Below are 18389 nucleotides of genomic sequence, written 5' to 3'. Positions count from 1 at the left end.
CGTAAAGGCAGTCTGTCGCACCCGCTATGCAGCCGGGAGGGACGTTCTTTTTCGCCGCATTTCGCCAGGGACTCTTTTGTCTCTTATTGCCAGGGTAAAAACAGGAGTTCTCATGCAAACGGCCCAGAACGAAATCACCACGGGTGGCGCCGCCGCCGGCGTTGCCAGCCAGGCTTCGACCACGCAGCAGACCCCCAGCGCCGCGACCACGAATTACCCGGATCACAAGATCATTCGTCGCAACGGTGCCGTGGTGGCGTTCGAGCCGTCCAAGATCGCCGTTGCCATGACTAAGGCCTTCCTCGCCGTCAACGGCGGGCAGGGCGCCGCGAGCGCGCGCGTGCGCGAGATCGTCGAGCAACTGACCGACAACGTGGTGCGCGCGCTGGTGCGCAGCCGCCCGAGCGGTGGCGCCATCCATATCGAAGACGTGCAGGACCAGGTCGAACTGTCGCTGATGCGCTCGGGCGAGCATGAAGTGGCCCGCGCCTACGTGCTGTACCGCGAAAAGCGCAAGGCAGAGCGCGCCAGTGCCAGCGCCGAGGCCGTGGCCCGCGTCCAGCAAGCCGGCATCAGCATCAACGTGACCGACGCCGGCGTGACCAAGCCGCTGGACGTGGTCGCGCTGCACGCCCTGATCGACAACGCCTGCTCCGGCCTGGGCGATGCCGTCAGCGCCGAGCCGATCCTGAAGGAAACCCTGAAGAACCTGTACGAAGGCGTGCCGATGACGCAGGTGTACGACTCCGCCATCCTGGCCGCGCGTACCCTGATCGAAAAGGACCCGGACTACAGCCAGGTCACCGCCCGCATCCTGCTGCACACCATCCGCAAGGAAATCCTGGGCACCGAAGTGACCCAGTCGGAGATGTCGGCCCGCTACGCCGAGTACTTCCCTAAGTTCATCGCGCGCGGCATCGAAGCCGAGCTGCTGGACGAAAAGCTGGCCACCTTCGACCTGGCCCGCCTGGGCGCCGCGCTGGACGCCGGCCGCGACTTCCAGTTCAACTACCTGGGCCTGCAGACCCTGTACGACCGCTACTTCCTGCATATCGATGAAACCCGCATCGAAATGCCGCAGGCCTTCTTCATGCGCGTGGCCATGGGCCTGGCGCTGAACGAGAAGGACCGCGAAGCGCGCGCCATCGAGTTCTACCAGCTGCTGTCGTCGTTCGACTTCATGTCGTCCACGCCGACCCTGTTCAACTCCGGCACCCGCCGCTCGCAGCTGTCGTCGTGCTACCTGACCACCGTGTCGGACGACCTGGAAGGCATCTATGAAGCGCTGAAGGAAAACGCGCTGCTGTCCAAGTTCGCCGGCGGCCTGGGCAATGACTGGACCAACGTGCGCGCGCTGGGCTCGCACATCAAGGGCACCAACGGCAAATCGCAAGGCGTGGTCCCGTTCCTGAAGGTGGTGAACGACACCGCCGTCGCCGTGAACCAGGGCGGCAAGCGCAAGGGCGCCGTCTGCGCCTACCTGGAAACGTGGCACCTGGACATCGAAGAGTTCCTGGAACTGCGCAAGAACACCGGCGACGACCGCCGCCGCACCCACGACATGAACACGGCCAACTGGATCCCGGACCTGTTCATGAAGCGCGTGATGGAAGGCGGCGAGTGGACACTGTTCTCGCCCGCCACCTGCCCGGACCTGCACGACAAGGTCGGCAAGGAATTCGAGAAGGCCTACCTGGGCTATGAAGCCAAGGCCGCCAGCGGCGAACTGAAGCTGTTCAAGAAGCTGCCGGCGCTGCAACTGTGGCGCAAGATGCTGGGCATGCTGTTCGAGACCGGCCACCCGTGGATCACCTTCAAGGATCCGTGCAACATCCGCAGCCCGCAGCAGCACGTGGGCGTCGTCCACAGTTCCAACCTGTGCACGGAAATCACGCTCAACACCAACGACAGCGAGATCGCCGTCTGCAACCTGGGCTCGGTCAACCTGGTCGCCCATCTGGCCAAGCAGGCCGACGGTACCTACGCGCTGGATCACGCCAAGCTGCAGAAGACCGTGCGCACCGCCATGCGCATGCTCGACAACGTGATCGACATCAACTACTACGCGGTCGACAAGGCGCGCAACTCCAACCTGCGCCACCGTCCGGTCGGCATGGGCATCATGGGCTTCCAGGACTGCCTGCACGTGCTGCGCACGCCGTACGCCAGCAAGGCCGCGGTGCAGTTCGCCGACACCTCGATGGAAGCGGTGTGCTACTACGCCTACCAGGCTTCGACCGAGCTGGCTGAAGAACGCGGCCGCTACAGCACCTACGAAGGCTCGCTGTGGGACCGTGGCATCCTGCCGCAAGACTCGCTCAAGCTGCTGGCCGAAGAGCGCGGCGGCTACCTGGAAGTGGACCTGTCCAGCACCATGGACTGGGACAGCCTGCGCGCCCGCATCAAGCAGCACGGCATGCGCAATTCGAACTGCATCGCGATCGCCCCGACCGCGACCATTTCGAACATCATCGGCGTGTCCGCTTGCATCGAGCCGACCTTCCAGAACCTGTACGTCAAGTCCAACCTGTCGGGCGAGTTCACCGTGGTCAACGACTACCTGGTGCGCGACCTGAAGGAACGCGGCCTGTGGGACGAAGTGATGGTTGCCGACCTGAAGTACTTCGACGGCTCCCTGTCGCGCATCGACCGCATCCCGCAAGACCTGCGCGACATCTACGCCACCGCGTTCGAAGTCGAGCCGACCTGGCTGGTGGAAGCCGCCAGCCGCCGCCAGAAGTGGATCGACCAGGCCCAGTCGCTGAACATCTACATGGCCGGCGCGTCGGGCAAGAAGCTGGACGACACCTACAAGCTGGCATGGGTGCGCGGCCTGAAGACCACGTACTACCTGCGCACGATGGCTGCCACGCACGTGGAGAAGTCCACCGTGTCGCGCGGCTCGCTGAACGCGGTGTCGTCGGGCAGCGACAGCGGCTCCGCCCTGGACGCAGCGGCCGCCTCGGCCCCGGCCATGCCGGAAGCCGAAGGCGCGGTCTGCACGATGCGCCCGGGCGACCCCGGCTTCGAAGAGTGCGAAGCCTGCCAATAAGGCAAAAAGCCTAAAGAGTAAAAACCACCCCCGGTTTGCTCCCCTCTCCCGCTTGCGGGAGAGGGGCGGGGGAGAGGGCCGGCGCCCCAACGAAGTGAAGCGTCAAACCTGACGAAACCACATGCGCCCCCCAACCGAATCACGGAGAACCAAACCATGCTGAGCTGGGACGACGACGTTCAAGCCACCCCGCAGGCCGCACCGCAGCCTGCCCTGCAACCCGCTGCATCGGCTGCCACCGCTGACCAGCAAGGCGTGCTGCCGCCGAGCGCCACGCAAGCCGGCATCCTGGGCAACAACCCCAACGCCGCCGCCGCGCAAAGCAACCGCCGCGTCAACGCAGCCGACAAGCGCGTGATCAACGGCTCGACCGACGTCAACCAACTCGTCCCGTTCAAGTACAAGTGGGCGTGGGAAAAGTACCTGGCCGGCTGCGCCAACCACTGGATGCCGCAGGAAATCAACATGTCCCGCGACATCGCCCTGTGGAAAGACCCCAACGGCCTGACCGAAGACGAGCGCCGCATCATCAAGCGCAACCTGGGCTTCTTCGTCACCGCCGACTCGCTGGCCGCCAACAACATCGTGCTGGGCACCTACCGCCAGATCACCGCGCCGGAATGCCGCCAGTACCTGCTGCGCCAGGCCTTTGAAGAGGCCATCCACACGCACGCCTACCAGTACATCGTTGAATCGCTGGGCCTGAACGAAGCCGAGATCTTCAACGCGTACCACGAAGTGCAGTCGATCCGCGACAAGGACGAGTTCCTGATCCCGTTCATCGACACGCTGACCGACCCGTCGTTCAAGACCGGCACGCCGGAAAACGACCAGAAGCTGCTGAAGTCGCTGATCGTGTTCGCCTGCATCATGGAAGGGCTGTTCTTCTATGTGGGCTTCACGCAGATCCTGGCGATGGGGCGGCAGAACAAGATGACTGGGGCTGCGGAGCAGTATCAGTACATCCTGCGGGATGAGTCGCTGCACTGCAATTTTGGGATTGATTTGATTAATCAGATCAAGCTGGAGAATCCGCATCTGTGGACGGCTGAATTCAAGGCCGATATCACGGAGCTGTTCAAGAAGGCGGTGGATCTGGAGTATCGCTATGCTGAGGATACGATGCCGCGGGGCGTTCTTGGTCTGAATGCGCCGATGTTCAAGTCGTATCTGCGGTTCATCTGCAATCGTCGGTGCCAGCAGATTGGGTTGGATCAGCTGTTCCCGAATGAGGAAAATCCGTTCCCGTGGATGAGCGAGATGATCGATCTGAAGAAGGAGAGAAACTTCTTCGAGACGCGCGTCATTGAGTATCAGACGGGTGGAGCACTGAGCTGGGATTGAGGGTTTTTATTGATGAAAAATGGGAGCTAATGGCTCCCATTTTTTATGGCTAAAAATAAGAAGTGGCTGCAATCGGCTGCGGATTCAACCGGTCGATGCAACGGTTTGATGGAATCGTTCAGCCGGGGTATCGAAGTTTAGAGTCTTGCGCGGACGTTCATTGAGCCGCCTCGCTACGGCATTGAGCTTGGCTTGCGAATAGGTCGAGAGATCGGTTCCCTTTGGGAAGTATTGTCTTAAGAGACCATTCGTGTTCTCGTTGGAGCCGCGTTGCCAGGGGTTCTGAGGGTCACAGAAGTAGACCTGGATATCCGTGGCCACGGTAAAGCGCTTATGATCGGCCATCTCTTTTCCGCGATCCCACGTCAGCGATTTGTAGAGTTCCTGGGGCAGTTTGCGCACATGCTTGATGAGTGCATTGACGACTGTCTCGCTGTCTTTTCTGGCGACCTTCACCAGCATCACAAACCTCGTCTGACGCTCGACCAAGGTGACGATCTGGCTGTCAGCATTGCCGAAGAGCAGGTCGCCTTCCCAGTGGCCTGGTATCGCGCGATCCTCAACGGTCGCAGGGCGCTCGCTTATCGAAACGGCACCGGTGATTCTTCCACGCTCGTCAGTCTTCGCCGAGTAGTGGCGGGAGTGACGCATGATCCGAGAGCGCCTCAGGTGTTCCAGCAGTTCCTTCTTCAGCGCACCGCGGGCCTGTATGTAGAGGCTACGATAGATCGTCTCGTGTGACACCTGGTAGTCCTTGTTGACCGCGTATGCGTGCTTGAGCCAGCCTGCAACTTGCTCAGGCGACCATTGCAACTGAAGCTTGCTTGCCACAACCTGTGCAAGTACCCGGTTCCTGACGAGCTTACATGTCTTTGGACGACGGGCGCGCTCCCAGGCGAGCTGGTCCGCCTGATTCGCCCGATAAACCTGACTGCCACCATTGCGCCGGACCTCGCGGCTGATGGTAGATGGCGCCCGCCCTAGCCGGGCTGCTATGGATCGGATGGAGTGGCCGGCGACTACCGCGCGCGAAATCTCCTCTCGTTCGGCAAGCGTCAACGCCAATCGGGAGCGGTGGCGCTGTACGGGCTGGATACCACCGGTCTCCGCCAGGATCCTCTGAATCGAAGAGTGACCCCGATCGAACAATTGTGCGATCTGATGGAGCGTTTCACCTTTGCGCCACCGTTCCCACATCAACGCCTTCTGGCTTTCCGTATAGTAGATCCGCCGTCTTTGTTTCATTTGCAACACTCCCGCTGCTTACGCAGTCTTCAGTGTGTTGCATCGACCGGTTGAATCCGCAGCCAAGAGCCGACAGTCAGCCCGATAAACTTGTTGCCAAAACGTGAGCATACGAGCTTCAGAGAGCGCGCTGCTATCATCGTGCCAAGCAACCGCGAGACTATCCTATGACTATTGAGGAACGACTCACCGAAATTCTCCGAACGCGAAGCTCAGGCGCATTTCTATTTATCGGCTCCGGCTTTTCGCGGCGTTATCTCGGCCTGGAAGATTGGGAGGGGCTTCTGTCACGCTTCTGCGTGGGGTTAAAGCCATTTGAGTACTACCGTGGCGCTGCGGACGGGGACATTCCCACTGCGGCCAAGTTGCTCGCTGTCGATTTCAACGAACATTGGTGGACCGCGAAAGAGTACGCCTCGAGCGTAGAGGTGCACAAATCAATGATTCAGAACGCAACGTCCGCCCTACGCATTGAGATTTCTCACTACCTGGCAACTCTTGATCCAGTTGCAGCAACAAAGGCAGGGTTCGGCGAAGAGATCGAACTTCTCTCGAGTCTGAATGTAGACGGCATCATTACGACGAACTGGGACCTGTTCTTGGAGCATTTGTTCCCAGATTACAAGACATATATTGGGCAGAACGAGTTGCTCTTCTCCAATCCCCAGGAGATCGGCGAAATCTACAAGATACACGGCTGTGCTTCGGCCCCCTCGTCGCTGGTTCTCACCTCTGACGACTACGTCACGTTTGGCGAACGCAATCCGTATCTCGCTGCGAAGCTGATTACAGTGTTCGTTGAACATCCGGTGGTATTCCTTGGGTACTCATTATCAGACCGGAACATCTCTAATCTATTACGTGCCATTTCGCTATGTGTCGGACAGGAGCAGATTGAGCAGTTGAGGAAGAACTTGATCTTCGTGCAGCGACCAAAGGCTGACGAGGACCCAGGGATCTCCGACACCTACCTCACGATCGACGGAGTCCAGATTCCTCTTGTGCTGGCCAAGACTAACAATTTCGCAGAGGTTTACAGGGCACTCGCTGCTACACGCCGAAAGATTCCAGCTCGGGTGCTGCGTTACTGCAAGGAGCAGCTCTACGAACTAGTGAAATCGTTAGAGCCTGAGAAGAAGCTAAGCGTCGTCGACATTGATGAGATAGAAAACAAAGAAGATGTTGAATTTCTGGTCGGCGTTGGAGTCGCATCCGCAACTTCGGAGAACGTCGGTGCAGTGGGTTATGAGGCGATTGAAGTAAAGGATTTGATTGAAGACTTACTGCACGAAAATAGAAAATTCGATGCAAAAAAAATCGTAGAATCGGTGGTTCCGCGTGTTGGTCGTTATAGCCCATATTTGCCGGTCTTCAAGTATCTTAGTGAAATCGGAATTTCCACTTTTTCTGCCTATGCAGAAAGTGGTTTAAACCTCAATAAATGGGTCTGTATCGATGCTTCAAAGTTTCGGGTCAAGGTCTATGCGCCAGCCTTCGACAAGCGCCGCAATGAAACGATGAAGGAAATAATCGAAGGATCAACTCCTGAGAACGCTGCGACTTTGATCCCTTTCTTGCCAAAGGAGCAGATCGATTTGGCGCTGTTGAGAGAGTTTCTTATTAAGAACGAAGACAAGGTAGATCCGAAGGTGTCTAACTATGCAACCTACTTCAGGAAGCTCGGCGCTCTGTACGACCGGCTGCGGTGGGGATGGACCTGATTCAGGCTCAAGTGACTTATCCGACCAAACGCTATGGGTCGGTCAGAGACAATCGCCGCTTCGCGGCGGGCATTCGTCCGAGACCGGCCATGGATGGGTATCGGGCCGAAGGGATACGTACCGGTGCTCACGGCAGCCAGCGTCGCAGGAGCACGTGGCATGAAGGATGCCGCATGCAACGGATTGCCTAGGTTGGTGGCGGAGTCTCTTTATCTGTGGCCGGTCGATGGAGCTCATCAAATACGTAATCTGGCATCCATGTTTCATACTGAGCATGAGTGCCTAGTTTCCTCACAACTAGATAGCCAGCAAAAATTCGACCTCTATCCGGTGGCGGCTTCATATTGTTTGATTTCCCGAGCCGTTCATATCGCACGTGGTACTCACTATTGGATAGTTCAAAGGCTCTCACGAATCTGCCGTACCGTTCCCTGGCGTCCGGATCTATTGCCTCATACAGGCACATCTGCTGTTGATCCAAGTATGGCCGATTGAAGTCGTAATCCATGGGTAAATTCATCTCGGTTGACCCGCGGTCCCGTCACACTCTTGATACGGGGAAAAGCTCACGATGACGGAAGGAACTGTATTGTTCCACATTCGAGATCACGGCCACCGTTGGAGGGATGGGGTTGAAGTTATTGAGAAAAGGGACAGATCTATTTCAAGATCTAGATCAGCAATAGATCCGTCACCATAGTCTCGCGTCCCCATAGTCTCGTCCACTTTGGCAAGAGATCGCAGACGTAAGGAGAACTCACGGTAGTCCTCCTCTATGGGAGCTAGATACTCGACTGGAGCCATGGTTGCTAAGTCGCAAACGGCCGTTCGCGCGCGCAAGCCGGCTAGCCTTGCCGCTACGCCACCCAGATGACAACCCGTTTGCGTAGCACTTTGACCTTCAGCGATTGCCCGACGTTGAATCCTGCCTTTTCCAACCAAACACCACGCAGTCGAATCCAAGGAATGGCTCGCAGGCCGGTAAAGCCATTACTGCGGTCGGGGGCGACGGGAAAGTAGGTGCGGCCAATCTTGACAGTGCGAATGGGCGCCGGCGAGTTTCGTTTCGTCATGACAATCCTTGCGAAGATTGTTAAATTCGCCCCTGTTCAGAGGGCGGCCAGGTACGTGAACACCGCTCGCAAACGGCCCGCATGTTTCCCCTTTCGGGTCTTGTATCGATGCGCGCTACCCGGCCTTAGCGGAAGCTATGGACGAAAAAACGCCGCAGTCTATCGGGTGCGGTGAGGCCGTTACGAGAGGTGTGTTCAGCACCGACAGCAAGGCTATGCGTTGCCGATGATGCCGCCAATGAGACAGTTCTGCATTGTGTTGCCGCAACAGCGGCACATGCTGTTCACTGTGGCGTGAGAGAGCCCGACATGAGCTACTTAGCCGCCTGGCCAAGCTCGCTCGTAAAGCCAAGGGGAATCATCCGCGCTGATGCTCATGCTGCGGATTCCGCTTGTCAATTTCGGGATCTGCTGCGCATTGTACATGGCTCCGATATACTGCATGTGTCCATAATGGAAGACGCCTCGCGACAACGCTCGAACCGGGCGCATTGTATTTACGACGAAAAAGACTAATTCAAAAAATAATGGCCATTCGAAAAGAGCTGTTTGTTAATGCACTCCAACTTGTGGACGTGGACTCTCGGACGAACGTCCCCTCGGTCGTGGCATATAGTGGTGGGAAGCCGCTCATTGGTTATGAGGCATTGGATAGCGATGTAGACCCTACGTTAATCAATGAAAACTTCAAGCTAGATCTTGGGAGGCTAACTCCGGGGCGAGTTAACCCCCCATTACTTGACTGTGCGGATGGAAAGCCACGCTCGGCCAACGAAATCACGCAGGATTTTGTCGAAGCACTTTTGAAGCACGCTTCAGCGTGGATTTCGGCGCGTGAGCACAAGCCCGCCGAGAGGGTCATCGTCGCTGAACCGCTTAATCTCGAGAGTGATAGTACATGGCTTGCAAATTATCGACACCGTATGCGTGCAATCCTGCAAAGGCATTTCAAGGAGGTAGATTTTTTGCCAGAGCCATTTGCGGTTTTTCAATTTTATCGATATGGCATTAAGCATCCCGTAGTTACAGCCAGTCGAAAGCACGTCGCACTGGTAATTGATTTCGGTGGAGGTACCTTCGACGTATCAATTGTAGAAACTACTGCACTGGGTGATGTAAGTCAAAGCGGCAGGCATGCGAGGCCATTGGCCGGTGGTTCAGTTCCGGTCGGTGGTCACTTCATCAACCGATCTATCGCAAAGAAGCTCATTTCCGATAATCTTGCAAAAGGAGTCGACAGGAATCTTCTTTCTAAGGCTTGGATTGCATACGAACACTCCACGGATGAGGACGGACGGGGATTCCAGGCCCTAAGGGACGATTTCAAGAACTTTATTCGTAACGTAAGAAAGCTAACCAATGAGATCGAGCGAGCGAAAATATCGCTGTGTGGGCTGATCAGAGATTGGCGATTGGATGCCGAGTTCACTACCCCGCCATCACATCAATTGCAGATTCCTACAAATCCATTTTCTGCAACGCCAGACTGGAAAAGCGTTCGACTTGACGCAGTCGGGTTGCGTGAAATTTTCATCGACCGAGTGTGGAATCAGAAACTAAAGTCTGAAGTTCTTTCATGTTTATCGAGAGCGGAATCTGAACTCGAAGGTAAGCCCGTTACAGTCGTATTGCTGTCGGGTGGATCGGCAAATATTCGATGGTTGGAAAAATTATTAGAGTCGCAATTTTCCGAGAAGCTCCCCGAGGCGAATTTTCTAGCGTTGGAGGAGAATTTCCAGGAAATTGTATCGAAGGGCTTGGCGATTGAGTGTGCTCGCAGAACGTTTACAGAGGGAGCAGGGGATTTTCAATCAGTTACCTATAATCGCCTCTGCTTGCTGCTCGCTGCTGACGAGGGGCATCCGACCATATATCGCTACAAGCCACAGTTTATTGGCGGAATGGCGGACCAGTTAGATGACGGTGTACTCTTGCGCTCCGCAAGCGCATTGAAGGAGAAGATCGACTCACCACTACAATGGCGGGTTCGCCTTCAGGCTCCCCCGCGTCGCCAACTCAACTACTACTTCCTCCGTTCTTCACTCAATGTAGACGACGTTAGTAGTCTGCATAACGTTGCTCATCGAGTAAATACTCCAGCGGCTACAAAATTCGACGCTTCCATCTTGGTTGAGTTAACTGTTTCGGAGGATGGGACGGCCTGCCCAAGGTTCATATATAGGCAGGGGCGAGAGGGTATTCCGGAGATCTCTGTTGAGGGGGAGCGTTTTTATATTGACATGACTGTCGGCGGGCGAACTACTTTGGGCGAAGCGTATTTCGGCTTTGATTTTGGCAGCAGCAACTCGTCGATTTCTTATGTCGAACAAAATGCTGTAAAGGTATATTCGCAGCGTGCCGGCGAAAAGGGGTGGATGGACCTTAACGATATGGCTGATGAGCTTCCGCTTTGTGTCGCACACCCGCTCGCGAAGTACATATCGTCCGTTGGCGTGGGGCCTCGCAATATCGAATACGTGGCTGCTCTGGAATCAATGCTTGGATTCGCTGCAGCGGTCGCGTACTCGGAACATTGCACGTTGCTGGGCCGCTCGAAAGGGAAATTGCTAAAAACACTTCAAAAGGGATCAGCCGGTCCAATTTGGTCTCTTCTTCGTGAGTCTTTAAAGTCCATCGGCAATCAGGCGAGATTTTCCACGCCGCTTCGCGAACTATTGTCAGATACGCATCGAAAATGGATTGATGAGGCGATAGCCGCTGCCAACCATATTAAACATGGAAGAGATCCAGGACAGATTGATCTTCACCGAGCACTCAATCTACTCGGCAACAAAATTCTTTCCTGCCTGTCGGGGCGAAAATTTGGATATTTTGAGAAAGTTGCGCGGACCGGATTTGCCAAGAAATACACTGGCTTGTTCAAGGTTGCACATGGGACCGGAAGTCAATTTCTTCATGCCATAAGTTATTCTGGCCCAGAAAGCTTTTCCGACTCAGAGGCTTTTATTATCGACCTCGAGGCTGGACTTGGAATATCCCTTACTCCATTAATGTTTTGGCATTCAGTGAATGGTGAGATTGATCCAACGATTGCGGTACTCGATACGATGAATATCGAAGAGACCACTTACAAGCTCGTCGAGACCGGGAAATCAATGAAACTAACGGCCACTCACGAATTGGCGGACCTTCACGAGGCTTGCGTTGGGGCATTGGAGGAGGATTGCTCTACCGCTATGTTCAGTAACCTAGTGTTCAACTACGGCTAACTAACGTTCGTAGATGTACACGTTTGCCTGCCAATGCTACGCGCCGGTCTAAGCAGGATTCATCTCGCAGCCCTGCGCGGCGGCACCGTCGACATCGGCATCTATGAAGGCAGCCTAGGTGTGATCGACATGCCGACCGAGCCGTATAGGGTCGACTGACTGGTGCTGTTGTCGCACGCGGCCACGCGCCCGCTCGGCGCAAACAGGCCACGACGATCCAGGGACTCGGCCTGCCAAACGCGCCTTTGCAGGTCAATTGCCTGCCGTCGTTCAAGAGAGAAAGGGGACGGATCTATTTCAAGTTCGAAAATGGATCTGTGCCCTTTCACCTGGTCCGCCGTTCATAAGACTTCGGCACCGCCATCAAACCGCGCTTCATCCGACAAAGGCCAAAACTTCCCGACCAGCCTTTCACGCGGAAACGAGGCAATCGCAGTCGTACTCAAGCCTTCACTGTCGACGGAAATGATTTGCTTAGCCACCATCCGATAGCCGGCACGGAAGTGATTGGCCCCCCTTGATCGCAACGAGCTTGTAGCCAGTAACATCCACTCCATGCAGCGCAAACGGCTCGACATCAAAGATCTGCTCGGCACGCGAACCCACGATGACATCGACACCGTTGATGATGAGGCGACACATCGTCCCAGGTCGAAGCGAACGCCTTCAAACATCGACCCGGGCCGATTCACGAAACGACCGTCCGTGATGCATTTCACATAGGCATCGGCCTCGATCGGCGCGCCCTGGAAGCGGCCTTGCTTGCCGCCCAGCGAGACCCTGATCGTGGCACCGACACCCGCGCGCTGTGCTTGCGCAACCACGCTGGCATCATTGATCGACGCGAAGCAGCAAGTGCCGGCGGCGGATTGGCGTCCAGTAACGCGCGAAGCAGATGCGTGCCGTCACCGGGTGTGCCGCCGCCCGGGTTGTCCGCACACTCGTTGACAACGACAGGCCCCTCTGCCGCCGACAGGGCAAGGGCGACGCCCTGTGCGGGGGTCGGAAACGTCGGACGGAACGCCTCGCGATGCGACCAGATCCATTGCGCGACTTCGTCGACGCAACGCTGCGCAAGCGCGGCGTCTCCGGTTGTGGTGCACACGACCGCCGGGCAGGGGGCGGCAATATCCGCGTAGGGGAAACCGTGGAACCACGAGCAGTCGATGACGCCGGGCTGCGCGGCCAGCTTCCGGCAAACGTCATTGACTTCCGCCGGGATGAACCCGTCTTGTGTCGTCACGATGTACGGCAGCATCGGCAGGCGTCGCGTTGCGGTGACCGGTGTGAGCCCGCCCCGAATCATCTCAAGCAGCAGCTCGACGGCTTCGAAGCCCCGGTTATGGAAGTCGGTATGCGGATACAGCTTGCACGGCAACGTCAGGTCGCAAGCGTCGCGCATCGCGTCCGTCATGTTGCCGTGCAAATCGTAGACCGCGGCAATCGGGACACCCGGCCCGACCAGCACACGAACGGCAAGCGCCAGATCGCCTTCGACGTCTTCAGTGCCGTCGGCGACACCGGCGCCATGCAGGGCCAGCAGCACGCCGTCAACCGGCAGCGCAGCGCGAATACCTTCGAGGATGTCTTGCTTCATGGCGGCATACGCGCCGGCTTCGATCGTGCCCGAGGGCGTCGCCTGCCCGACATAGGTGGGAATGAGCGTGGCGCCGGTCCTGCGCGCGCCTTCGATAAAGCCGCCCAGCTGATGATTCGATTTGTCGACCGCCGCCAGGATTTCGTCGCCCCGATACTGCTCGAACGCGCGCAGCGGCGTCATGCCCGCGAAATCGGCGGTGTACATGTTGGTCTCGTGGATGAGTCCGGCAACGGCCAGGCGGACGGGCAATTGGTCTGATGTCGCGGAAATGCCTCCGGGAGGCAGCACAGACAGGCATCTGAACCGCAAGCACCAACGTGCATCCGGCAGTTGCACATCCATCAATCCTGCAGGCCGCGGCAGCACGGCTTACTTGGACCGGGGCGTTGCCCCGAAGACGCCGTCGGCACCGTCAATGGTTTGCCGCCTGCGCGGACCCTGGGACGATCAGTCAAGCAACTGTCCCAATCCGTCAAATGAGCGTATAGGCCAATTGGTAGAATCGCGAGCCCTATGCAAGCTGGCCTCCCGGCTGGCCGTGCCACCCCCGGTTCATCCATTGTGCCGCCGAACGAGCAAAGGCATTTCTCGCCGCAAAGCCGGACGATAAGCAGACACCCCCCGAGCCGGGCCGGAGTGGAGAATTAACGCGCATGCCCCCACGTACCATTTCCGCCGTGATCGCGGACGATCACCCCGTGATTCAACTCGCCGTCAAGGCCACCCTGAGCGAGATCCCGAATGTCCAGGTTTGCGCGATGTGCGCATCCGGAAGGGAGCTTTTCGCCGCGCTGGAGGTGCACCGGCCCGATCTCATCGTTACGGATTTCACGATGGGACGTTCCGAAGACAGCGATGACGGGCTTCGCCTGATCCAGCGACTCAAGCGGTCCAGCCCCGATACGCCGATCGTCGTCTTCACGATGCTGACCAACGGCGGTCTGCTCACGCGCATCCAGGAGACGGGTGTCGCCGGCATCGTGGGGAAGAACGAGGACCCGGGCATCCTGCGGCAGATCTGCATGGATGCGATTTCCGGTCAGGGCCTGCGCTTGTCGCCGGGGGTATCGGCCAGGCTGTCGAGTACCGGCGCGCTGGCAGGCGGAAGTGCCAGCCCGCTGTCTCCGAAGGAGATCGAAGTCGTGCGCATGTTCGCCGCGGGAAGCACCCTCACCGAAATCGCCGGATACCTCCACCGCACCCTGGCAACCGTGGCGACACAGAAGCGCTCGGCCATGCGCAAGCTGAACATCACATGCAATGCGGACCTTGTTGCATACGCGCGCGACAACGGTCTGACCTGATGCACGGCACGCTCGAGCCCTCGTCCGACCTCCGCGCCGTTGAACGGAACCTGCAGCGGGAACGCCGGGTCTTCTCGATGGTGATCGTGTTGCTGGGGCTGCTTGCTGTCGCCATTGCCACCACGGGCGTGTTCGTCCGGCTCAATGGCTCGCTGCGCGCGCAGGAGCAGGTGGCCCGGCTGTATGAGCAAGGTGTTGTCGATGCCGTCCTCGAACGCCGGAGCACGCTAACCGCGAGCAACCTGATCCTGGAGTTGCGTGCCAATGGCACGCTTCCGCTCTTACCGGGCAGGCCGGGCGGTCTCTGCACGCAGGTTCTGCCGTCCGTGCCGGCCGACGACGTTCTGCAGCAGAGCTGCGACCAGTCGGTCCGCACGCTGATTGCCGCCAGCCAGAGGCCGTCGATCGAAATGATCTCGATCGCCAGCGGTGCGACGTATCGTTTTGAGTCGCCGGATGCATCGGGATCGGCGGCGCGGCCGATGCCGCCGCAGATGCCGCCGGCACTCATCACCAGAACGATCCTCGATCGCTTCCGGAGTCGCGATATCGACGTTCTGCGGGCAGCAAGGGAGAAGCGCGTCGAATGGATGGGCGTCGCGGCCAGTGCCGCGGGCACCGATCCGGAGATGATAGGTGCATCGCTGGTCGCGAAGGGCGACACGCTCTACGCGGTCGTGCTGACGCGCATCCCGCTGCACGCACTGCTGCGGCCTGCCGGGCCCAACCTGTCGATCCCCGAACCGATCGTTTTCGACAGCTTTGGCACGCCGCTGGTCGCTGCCGACGCACGGGCCAACGCGCAACACCTGGATGCCAGGCTAGAAGCGCGGCCGGACGGCATATTCCACTGGGTTGCGGACTATGGCTGGGCACTGCGCCGCCCGCCACTCGTGGCGGATTTCGGGCACCTGATCTTTGCGCTCCCGATCGGGCATCAGGTTCGGGAGATGGCGCAGGAACTGCTTGCCATCGGCGCAATCACCGCCGTGCTGCTTGCATTGCTGTTCGCGATGTACCGCTACTGGAACTATCGCTTCCTGACCGGCACCTATGCGGAAGCGGCGCGTGCCCAGCGCCTCCTGCACGAAGCCCGACTCGCGACCGAAGCGGCCGCCAGGGCCAGGGTGGCCTTCTTCGCTTCGATGAGCCACGAGATTCGCACGCCGCTTGCCTCGCTGCTGGGGAATATGGAGCTCGTCGCAATGGGGCCTCTGGAGCCGGAGCAGCGGATGAGGGTGGGCGCGATGCAGGTGTCGGCCGAGGGGCTGCTGCAGATCGTGAACGACGTGCTCGATTTCTCGAAGATCGATGTGGGCGCATTGAGCATCGAGGTACAGCCCGTATCCGTCACGGAGCTTCTTGGCCGCATCGCGATCGCCCATGCCCCGCTTGCCGCGCAGCGCAGACTCTGCTTCCTGGCGGTGTACAGCAGCCGCATTCCCCCGCAGCTCGATCTCGATCCGGTGCGCCTGACCCAGATCGTCAACAACCTGCTTGCCAACGCGTTCAAGTTCACCGAGGCGGGCAAGATCGTCCTGCGCGCGCAATGGCTGGAGGGGAATCTGGAGATCGTCATTGCCGATACCGGCATCGGCATACCGGATGCGTACCGGGACCGGCTCTTCCAGCCGTTCTCCCAGGTCGCCGACAATCGGATCGCCCAGGCGCGGGGAACCGGGCTGGGCCTGTCGATCTGCATGCGGCTGGTGGAACGGATGGGGGGCCGCATCATGCTGGACAGCACCCTGGGGGTGGGGACACGCGTCACGGTTCGTTTGCCGCTCGGCGTGTCCGACGCGGTGCCGCCCGCGGTGCGCCCAGGCTTGCCGCCGAACCGGACGCTGGTGCTGTCCCGCGAGCCCGAGTGCATCGAGGGATTGCTGAACCATTTCGACTGGGGCGCGTGCCAGCCGTCGGCGCGCTCAAGCCTCGATGAGCCCGTGGATGCGGACAGATACGACTGTCTGCTGGTGACCGAGGCATTTGATCCCGGGCGCGTCATGGCCTGGTGGCCGAAGCCGGCTTCGGTCGTCTGGCTGAAGCAGTTGGGGCCGTTGGTTGCGACGACACGGCCGGATGGCGGTCGCGAGGTTTCCAGCTATAGCCTCGCTGGCATCCATGCAGCAGTGCTGGCGGTCATCACCGGCGTACAGCCACCGAAGCGGAGCGAGGACGGCCTTGCCGGGCGACCCGCATCGCCGCTTGCGCGCCACGCCGTGCTGGTCGCGGAAGACAACTTGCTGAACCGGAATCTGCTGCGCGACCAGCTTCGTGCGCTCGGCGCGAGCGTAATCGTCGCGGGCAATGGCAGCGAGGCCATGGCGGCACTGAGGGGGCATCGAATGGATGCGGTCCTGACCGATGTCGACATGCCGGTCATGAACGGCTTTGGCCTGCTTCGGGAAATGCGGCAAGCCGGTATCGACATCCCCGTCTATGCAGTGACCGCAAGCGCGCGGCCCGAGGATGTCGCCGAAGGGCGGGCGAGGGGATTCAGAGGCTATCTGACCAAGCCGGTGTCTCTCGCCACGCTGGCGTCGGTTCTTGCACGCGGTGATGATGGCGTGGGCCATGAGGACGTGGCGCAGACAGCCGCATCGCCCGGTGACGTTGATCTCCCCGAGTTGCCACGGATTTCCGCCGGATATGTCAAAGCATTCCTCGCCCAGACCGGAGCAGATCTCGACAAGTACGACGCGATTCGCGCCGGACGGGACGTGACTTCCCTGGCTCACCTTCTGCACCGCGTCGCGGGCAGCCTGGCAGTCGTCGGGCCGTCGGAGCTGGCCGAGCTGTGCGAAGACCTGCACGACTACGCCGCGGATGCGGATGGCTGGGACGACGAGATCGAGCTTCAGTCCGCGTATATCGCACAACGCCTCAGGCAGTTGTGCCAGTGCCTGTCCGCCGCCTAGCAGCATTGCCGGCACGCCGACCTGCCTCTTTCTAATTCCTGTGATTGCGAACGCAACCCTGCGCAGTCAGCATTGAGGGGACGGGTACTGTCCCTCTTGCCGGCACCCGTCCAGGTATTTCCCCAAGCAAGACCTCGCAGTTTGCCCGCCCCCCGGCGGGCATTTCTTCTTAGGCCAGGGACGAGCGCGGCCGCGCCGGCTGCCACCGCCGGATATCGTCACGCCCGGGCGTGCGCCGGTATCACCGGGGCATGACGGAGCGACGCCCGTGGGCGCCCCGGACCTGGCACCTCATCAGGAGAGTTCATGAGCAATCGTCCAGACCTTGCGCTTGCCGCGTGCATGGCATTCGTTCTGATGTCGGGCGCGGTGCCCGGCACGGCCGGAACGGCGCGGGCGCAGACCATGTTGCAGAAGCCCATCGCCTATCCGGCCCGAGGGCAATCGGCGTATCAGCAGACCAATGACGATGGCGTCTGCTACGGCTGGGCCAGGCAGCAGACCGGCATCGATCCGTACCGGGTGGCAAGCCCGCCGGTTGCAGTCATCGTCCCCGGTGGTGAGCGTGTACGTGGCGCGGCGGGCGGGGCTGCTGCCGGCGCCGTGGTGGGCGCGATCGGCGGCGACGCGGGCAAGGGCGCCGCGGCGGGCGCGGCAGTCGGAACGATCGCGGGTGGCGTGGCGCATCGCCAGCAACGCCGTCAGGCCATTGCCGCCAGTGCGCAGGTGCAAGCCAGCAATGACTGGGCCATCACGTCGTACTGGCAAGCCTGGCGGGCCTGCATGACGGGCCGCGGCTACTCGGTGCCGTAAGCGCTGTTGCCAGGTGGACCGTGCTGAAACAGCCGGTCCACGGTGGCTCAAGGCGCCAGCCTGTGGCGCCCCGCAATCCTGCAATCGCG

The 18389-nt window shown here is 59.4% G+C and carries 12 protein-coding genes; 8 read left to right on the top strand and 4 right to left on the bottom strand.

Annotation, left to right across the window (positions count from 1 at the left end; genetic code table 11):
* Positions 1 to 112 precede the first annotated feature (112 nt).
* Together MKD50_RS22775 and MKD50_RS22770 are read left to right on the top strand one after the other, a co-directional pair.
* Complete coding sequence (locus MKD50_RS22775; RefSeq protein WP_252668767.1) at positions 113 to 3052, top strand: ribonucleoside-diphosphate reductase subunit alpha; 2940 nt, start codon at positions 113 to 115, stop codon at positions 3050 to 3052.
* Between the two features lie 156 nt (positions 3053 to 3208).
* Complete coding sequence (locus tag MKD50_RS22770; protein ID WP_252668766.1) at positions 3209 to 4396, top strand: ribonucleotide-diphosphate reductase subunit beta; 1188 nt, start codon at positions 3209 to 3211, stop codon at positions 4394 to 4396.
* 84 nt (positions 4397 to 4480) lie between these two features.
* Here MKD50_RS22770 and MKD50_RS22765 read toward each other — a convergent pair whose 3' ends face one another.
* Positions 4481 to 5641, bottom strand: coding sequence for an IS30 family transposase (locus MKD50_RS22765; RefSeq protein ID WP_252668765.1), 1161 nt, complete (start codon positions 5639 to 5641; stop codon positions 4481 to 4483).
* Positions 5642 to 5808: 167 nt separating this feature from the next.
* Here MKD50_RS22765 and MKD50_RS22760 point away from each other — a divergent pair, with 167 nt between their 5' ends.
* Both MKD50_RS22760 and MKD50_RS22755 read left to right on the top strand, forming a co-directional pair.
* Positions 5809 to 7362, top strand: coding sequence for an SIR2 family protein (locus MKD50_RS22760; protein ID WP_252668764.1), 1554 nt, complete (start codon positions 5809 to 5811; stop codon positions 7360 to 7362).
* A 159-nt stretch (positions 7363 to 7521) separates the two neighbouring features.
* Positions 7522 to 7857: a hypothetical protein gene (locus MKD50_RS22755; RefSeq protein ID WP_252668763.1), complete on the top strand. Its 336-nt coding sequence runs from the start codon at positions 7522 to 7524 to the stop codon at positions 7855 to 7857.
* Positions 7858 to 8219: 362 nt separating this feature from the next.
* Here MKD50_RS22755 and MKD50_RS22750 read toward each other — a convergent pair whose 3' ends face one another.
* The gene (locus MKD50_RS22750) at positions 8220 to 8435 is read right to left on the bottom strand and encodes a SymE family type I addiction module toxin (protein ID WP_252668762.1); all 216 of its coding nucleotides are present in this window, start codon (positions 8433 to 8435) and stop codon (positions 8220 to 8222) included.
* A gap of 527 nt (positions 8436 to 8962) precedes the next feature.
* On the opposite strand from MKD50_RS22750, the gene MKD50_RS22745 reads away from it, so the two are divergent.
* Complete coding sequence (locus MKD50_RS22745) at positions 8963 to 11665, top strand: Hsp70 family protein (protein ID WP_252668761.1); 2703 nt, start codon at positions 8963 to 8965, stop codon at positions 11663 to 11665.
* A 474-nt stretch (positions 11666 to 12139) separates the two neighbouring features.
* On the opposite strand, the gene MKD50_RS22740 is transcribed toward MKD50_RS22745, so the two are convergent.
* Entirely contained in the window at positions 12140 to 12307 is a 168-nt protein-coding gene (locus MKD50_RS22740; protein WP_252668759.1) for an MlrC C-terminal domain-containing protein, read from the bottom strand.
* A gap of 73 nt (positions 12308 to 12380) precedes the next feature.
* Positions 12381 to 13469 (bottom strand): M81 family metallopeptidase, encoded by a 1089-nt coding sequence (locus MKD50_RS22735; protein ID WP_252668758.1) that lies wholly within the window; start codon positions 13467 to 13469, stop codon positions 12381 to 12383.
* Positions 13470 to 13918: 449 nt separating this feature from the next.
* Here MKD50_RS22735 and MKD50_RS22730 point away from each other — a divergent pair, with 449 nt between their 5' ends.
* The 3 genes from MKD50_RS22730 (at position 13919) to MKD50_RS22720 (ending at position 18300) form a co-directional block, all read left to right on the top strand.
* Positions 13919 to 14569 carry a response regulator gene (locus MKD50_RS22730; RefSeq protein WP_252668756.1) on the top strand — a complete coding sequence of 217 codons (651 nt, stop codon included), beginning with the start codon at positions 13919 to 13921 and terminating at the stop codon, positions 14567 to 14569.
* Positions 14569 to 17487, top strand: coding sequence for a hybrid sensor histidine kinase/response regulator (locus MKD50_RS22725; RefSeq protein WP_252668754.1), 2919 nt, complete (start codon positions 14569 to 14571; stop codon positions 17485 to 17487). Before MKD50_RS22730 ends, MKD50_RS22725 begins: the two co-directional genes overlap by 1 nt.
* A gap of 306 nt (positions 17488 to 17793) precedes the next feature.
* The gene (locus MKD50_RS22720; protein ID WP_252668753.1) at positions 17794 to 18300 is read left to right on the top strand and encodes a glycine zipper family protein; all 507 of its coding nucleotides are present in this window, start codon (positions 17794 to 17796) and stop codon (positions 18298 to 18300) included.
* Positions 18301 to 18389 lie beyond the last annotated feature (89 nt).

Origin of the sequence: Cupriavidus mimosae, assembly GCF_023952485.1 — a bacterium.
GTDB classification, from domain to species: Bacteria; Pseudomonadota; Gammaproteobacteria; order Burkholderiales; family Burkholderiaceae; genus Cupriavidus; species Cupriavidus taiwanensis_C.
The sequence above is the reverse complement of the archived record's forward strand: the minus strand, read 5'-3'. Positions and strand labels throughout refer to the sequence as shown.

What these genes read in the sequence shown, in the direction of transcription:
- MKD50_RS22745 (WP_252668761.1), top strand. Translation starts at nt 8,963, where the DNA reads ATGGCCATTCGAAAAGAGCTGTTTGTTAATGCACTCCAACTTGTGGAC.
- MKD50_RS22775 (WP_252668767.1), top strand. Translation starts at nt 113, where the DNA reads ATGCAAACGGCCCAGAACGAAATCACCACGGGTGGCGCCGCCGCCGGC.
- MKD50_RS22765 (WP_252668765.1), bottom strand. Translation starts at nt 5,641, where the DNA reads ATGAAACAAAGACGGCGGATCTACTATACGGAAAGCCAGAAGGCGTTG.
- MKD50_RS22740 (WP_252668759.1), bottom strand. Translation starts at nt 12,307, where the DNA reads ATGTGTCGCCTCATCATCAACGGTGTCGATGTCATCGTGGGTTCGCGT.
- MKD50_RS22750 (WP_252668762.1), bottom strand. Translation starts at nt 8,435, where the DNA reads ATGACGAAACGAAACTCGCCGGCGCCCATTCGCACTGTCAAGATTGGC.
- MKD50_RS22725 (WP_252668754.1), top strand. Translation starts at nt 14,569, where the DNA reads ATGCACGGCACGCTCGAGCCCTCGTCCGACCTCCGCGCCGTTGAACGG.
- MKD50_RS22720 (WP_252668753.1), top strand. Translation starts at nt 17,794, where the DNA reads ATGAGCAATCGTCCAGACCTTGCGCTTGCCGCGTGCATGGCATTCGTT.
- MKD50_RS22760 (WP_252668764.1), top strand. Translation starts at nt 5,809, where the DNA reads ATGACTATTGAGGAACGACTCACCGAAATTCTCCGAACGCGAAGCTCA.
- MKD50_RS22730 (WP_252668756.1), top strand. Translation starts at nt 13,919, where the DNA reads ATGCCCCCACGTACCATTTCCGCCGTGATCGCGGACGATCACCCCGTG.
- MKD50_RS22770 (WP_252668766.1), top strand. Translation starts at nt 3,209, where the DNA reads ATGCTGAGCTGGGACGACGACGTTCAAGCCACCCCGCAGGCCGCACCG.
- MKD50_RS22755 (WP_252668763.1), top strand. Translation starts at nt 7,522, where the DNA reads ATGAAGGATGCCGCATGCAACGGATTGCCTAGGTTGGTGGCGGAGTCT.
- MKD50_RS22735 (WP_252668758.1), bottom strand. Translation starts at nt 13,469, where the DNA reads ATGTACACCGCCGATTTCGCGGGCATGACGCCGCTGCGCGCGTTCGAG.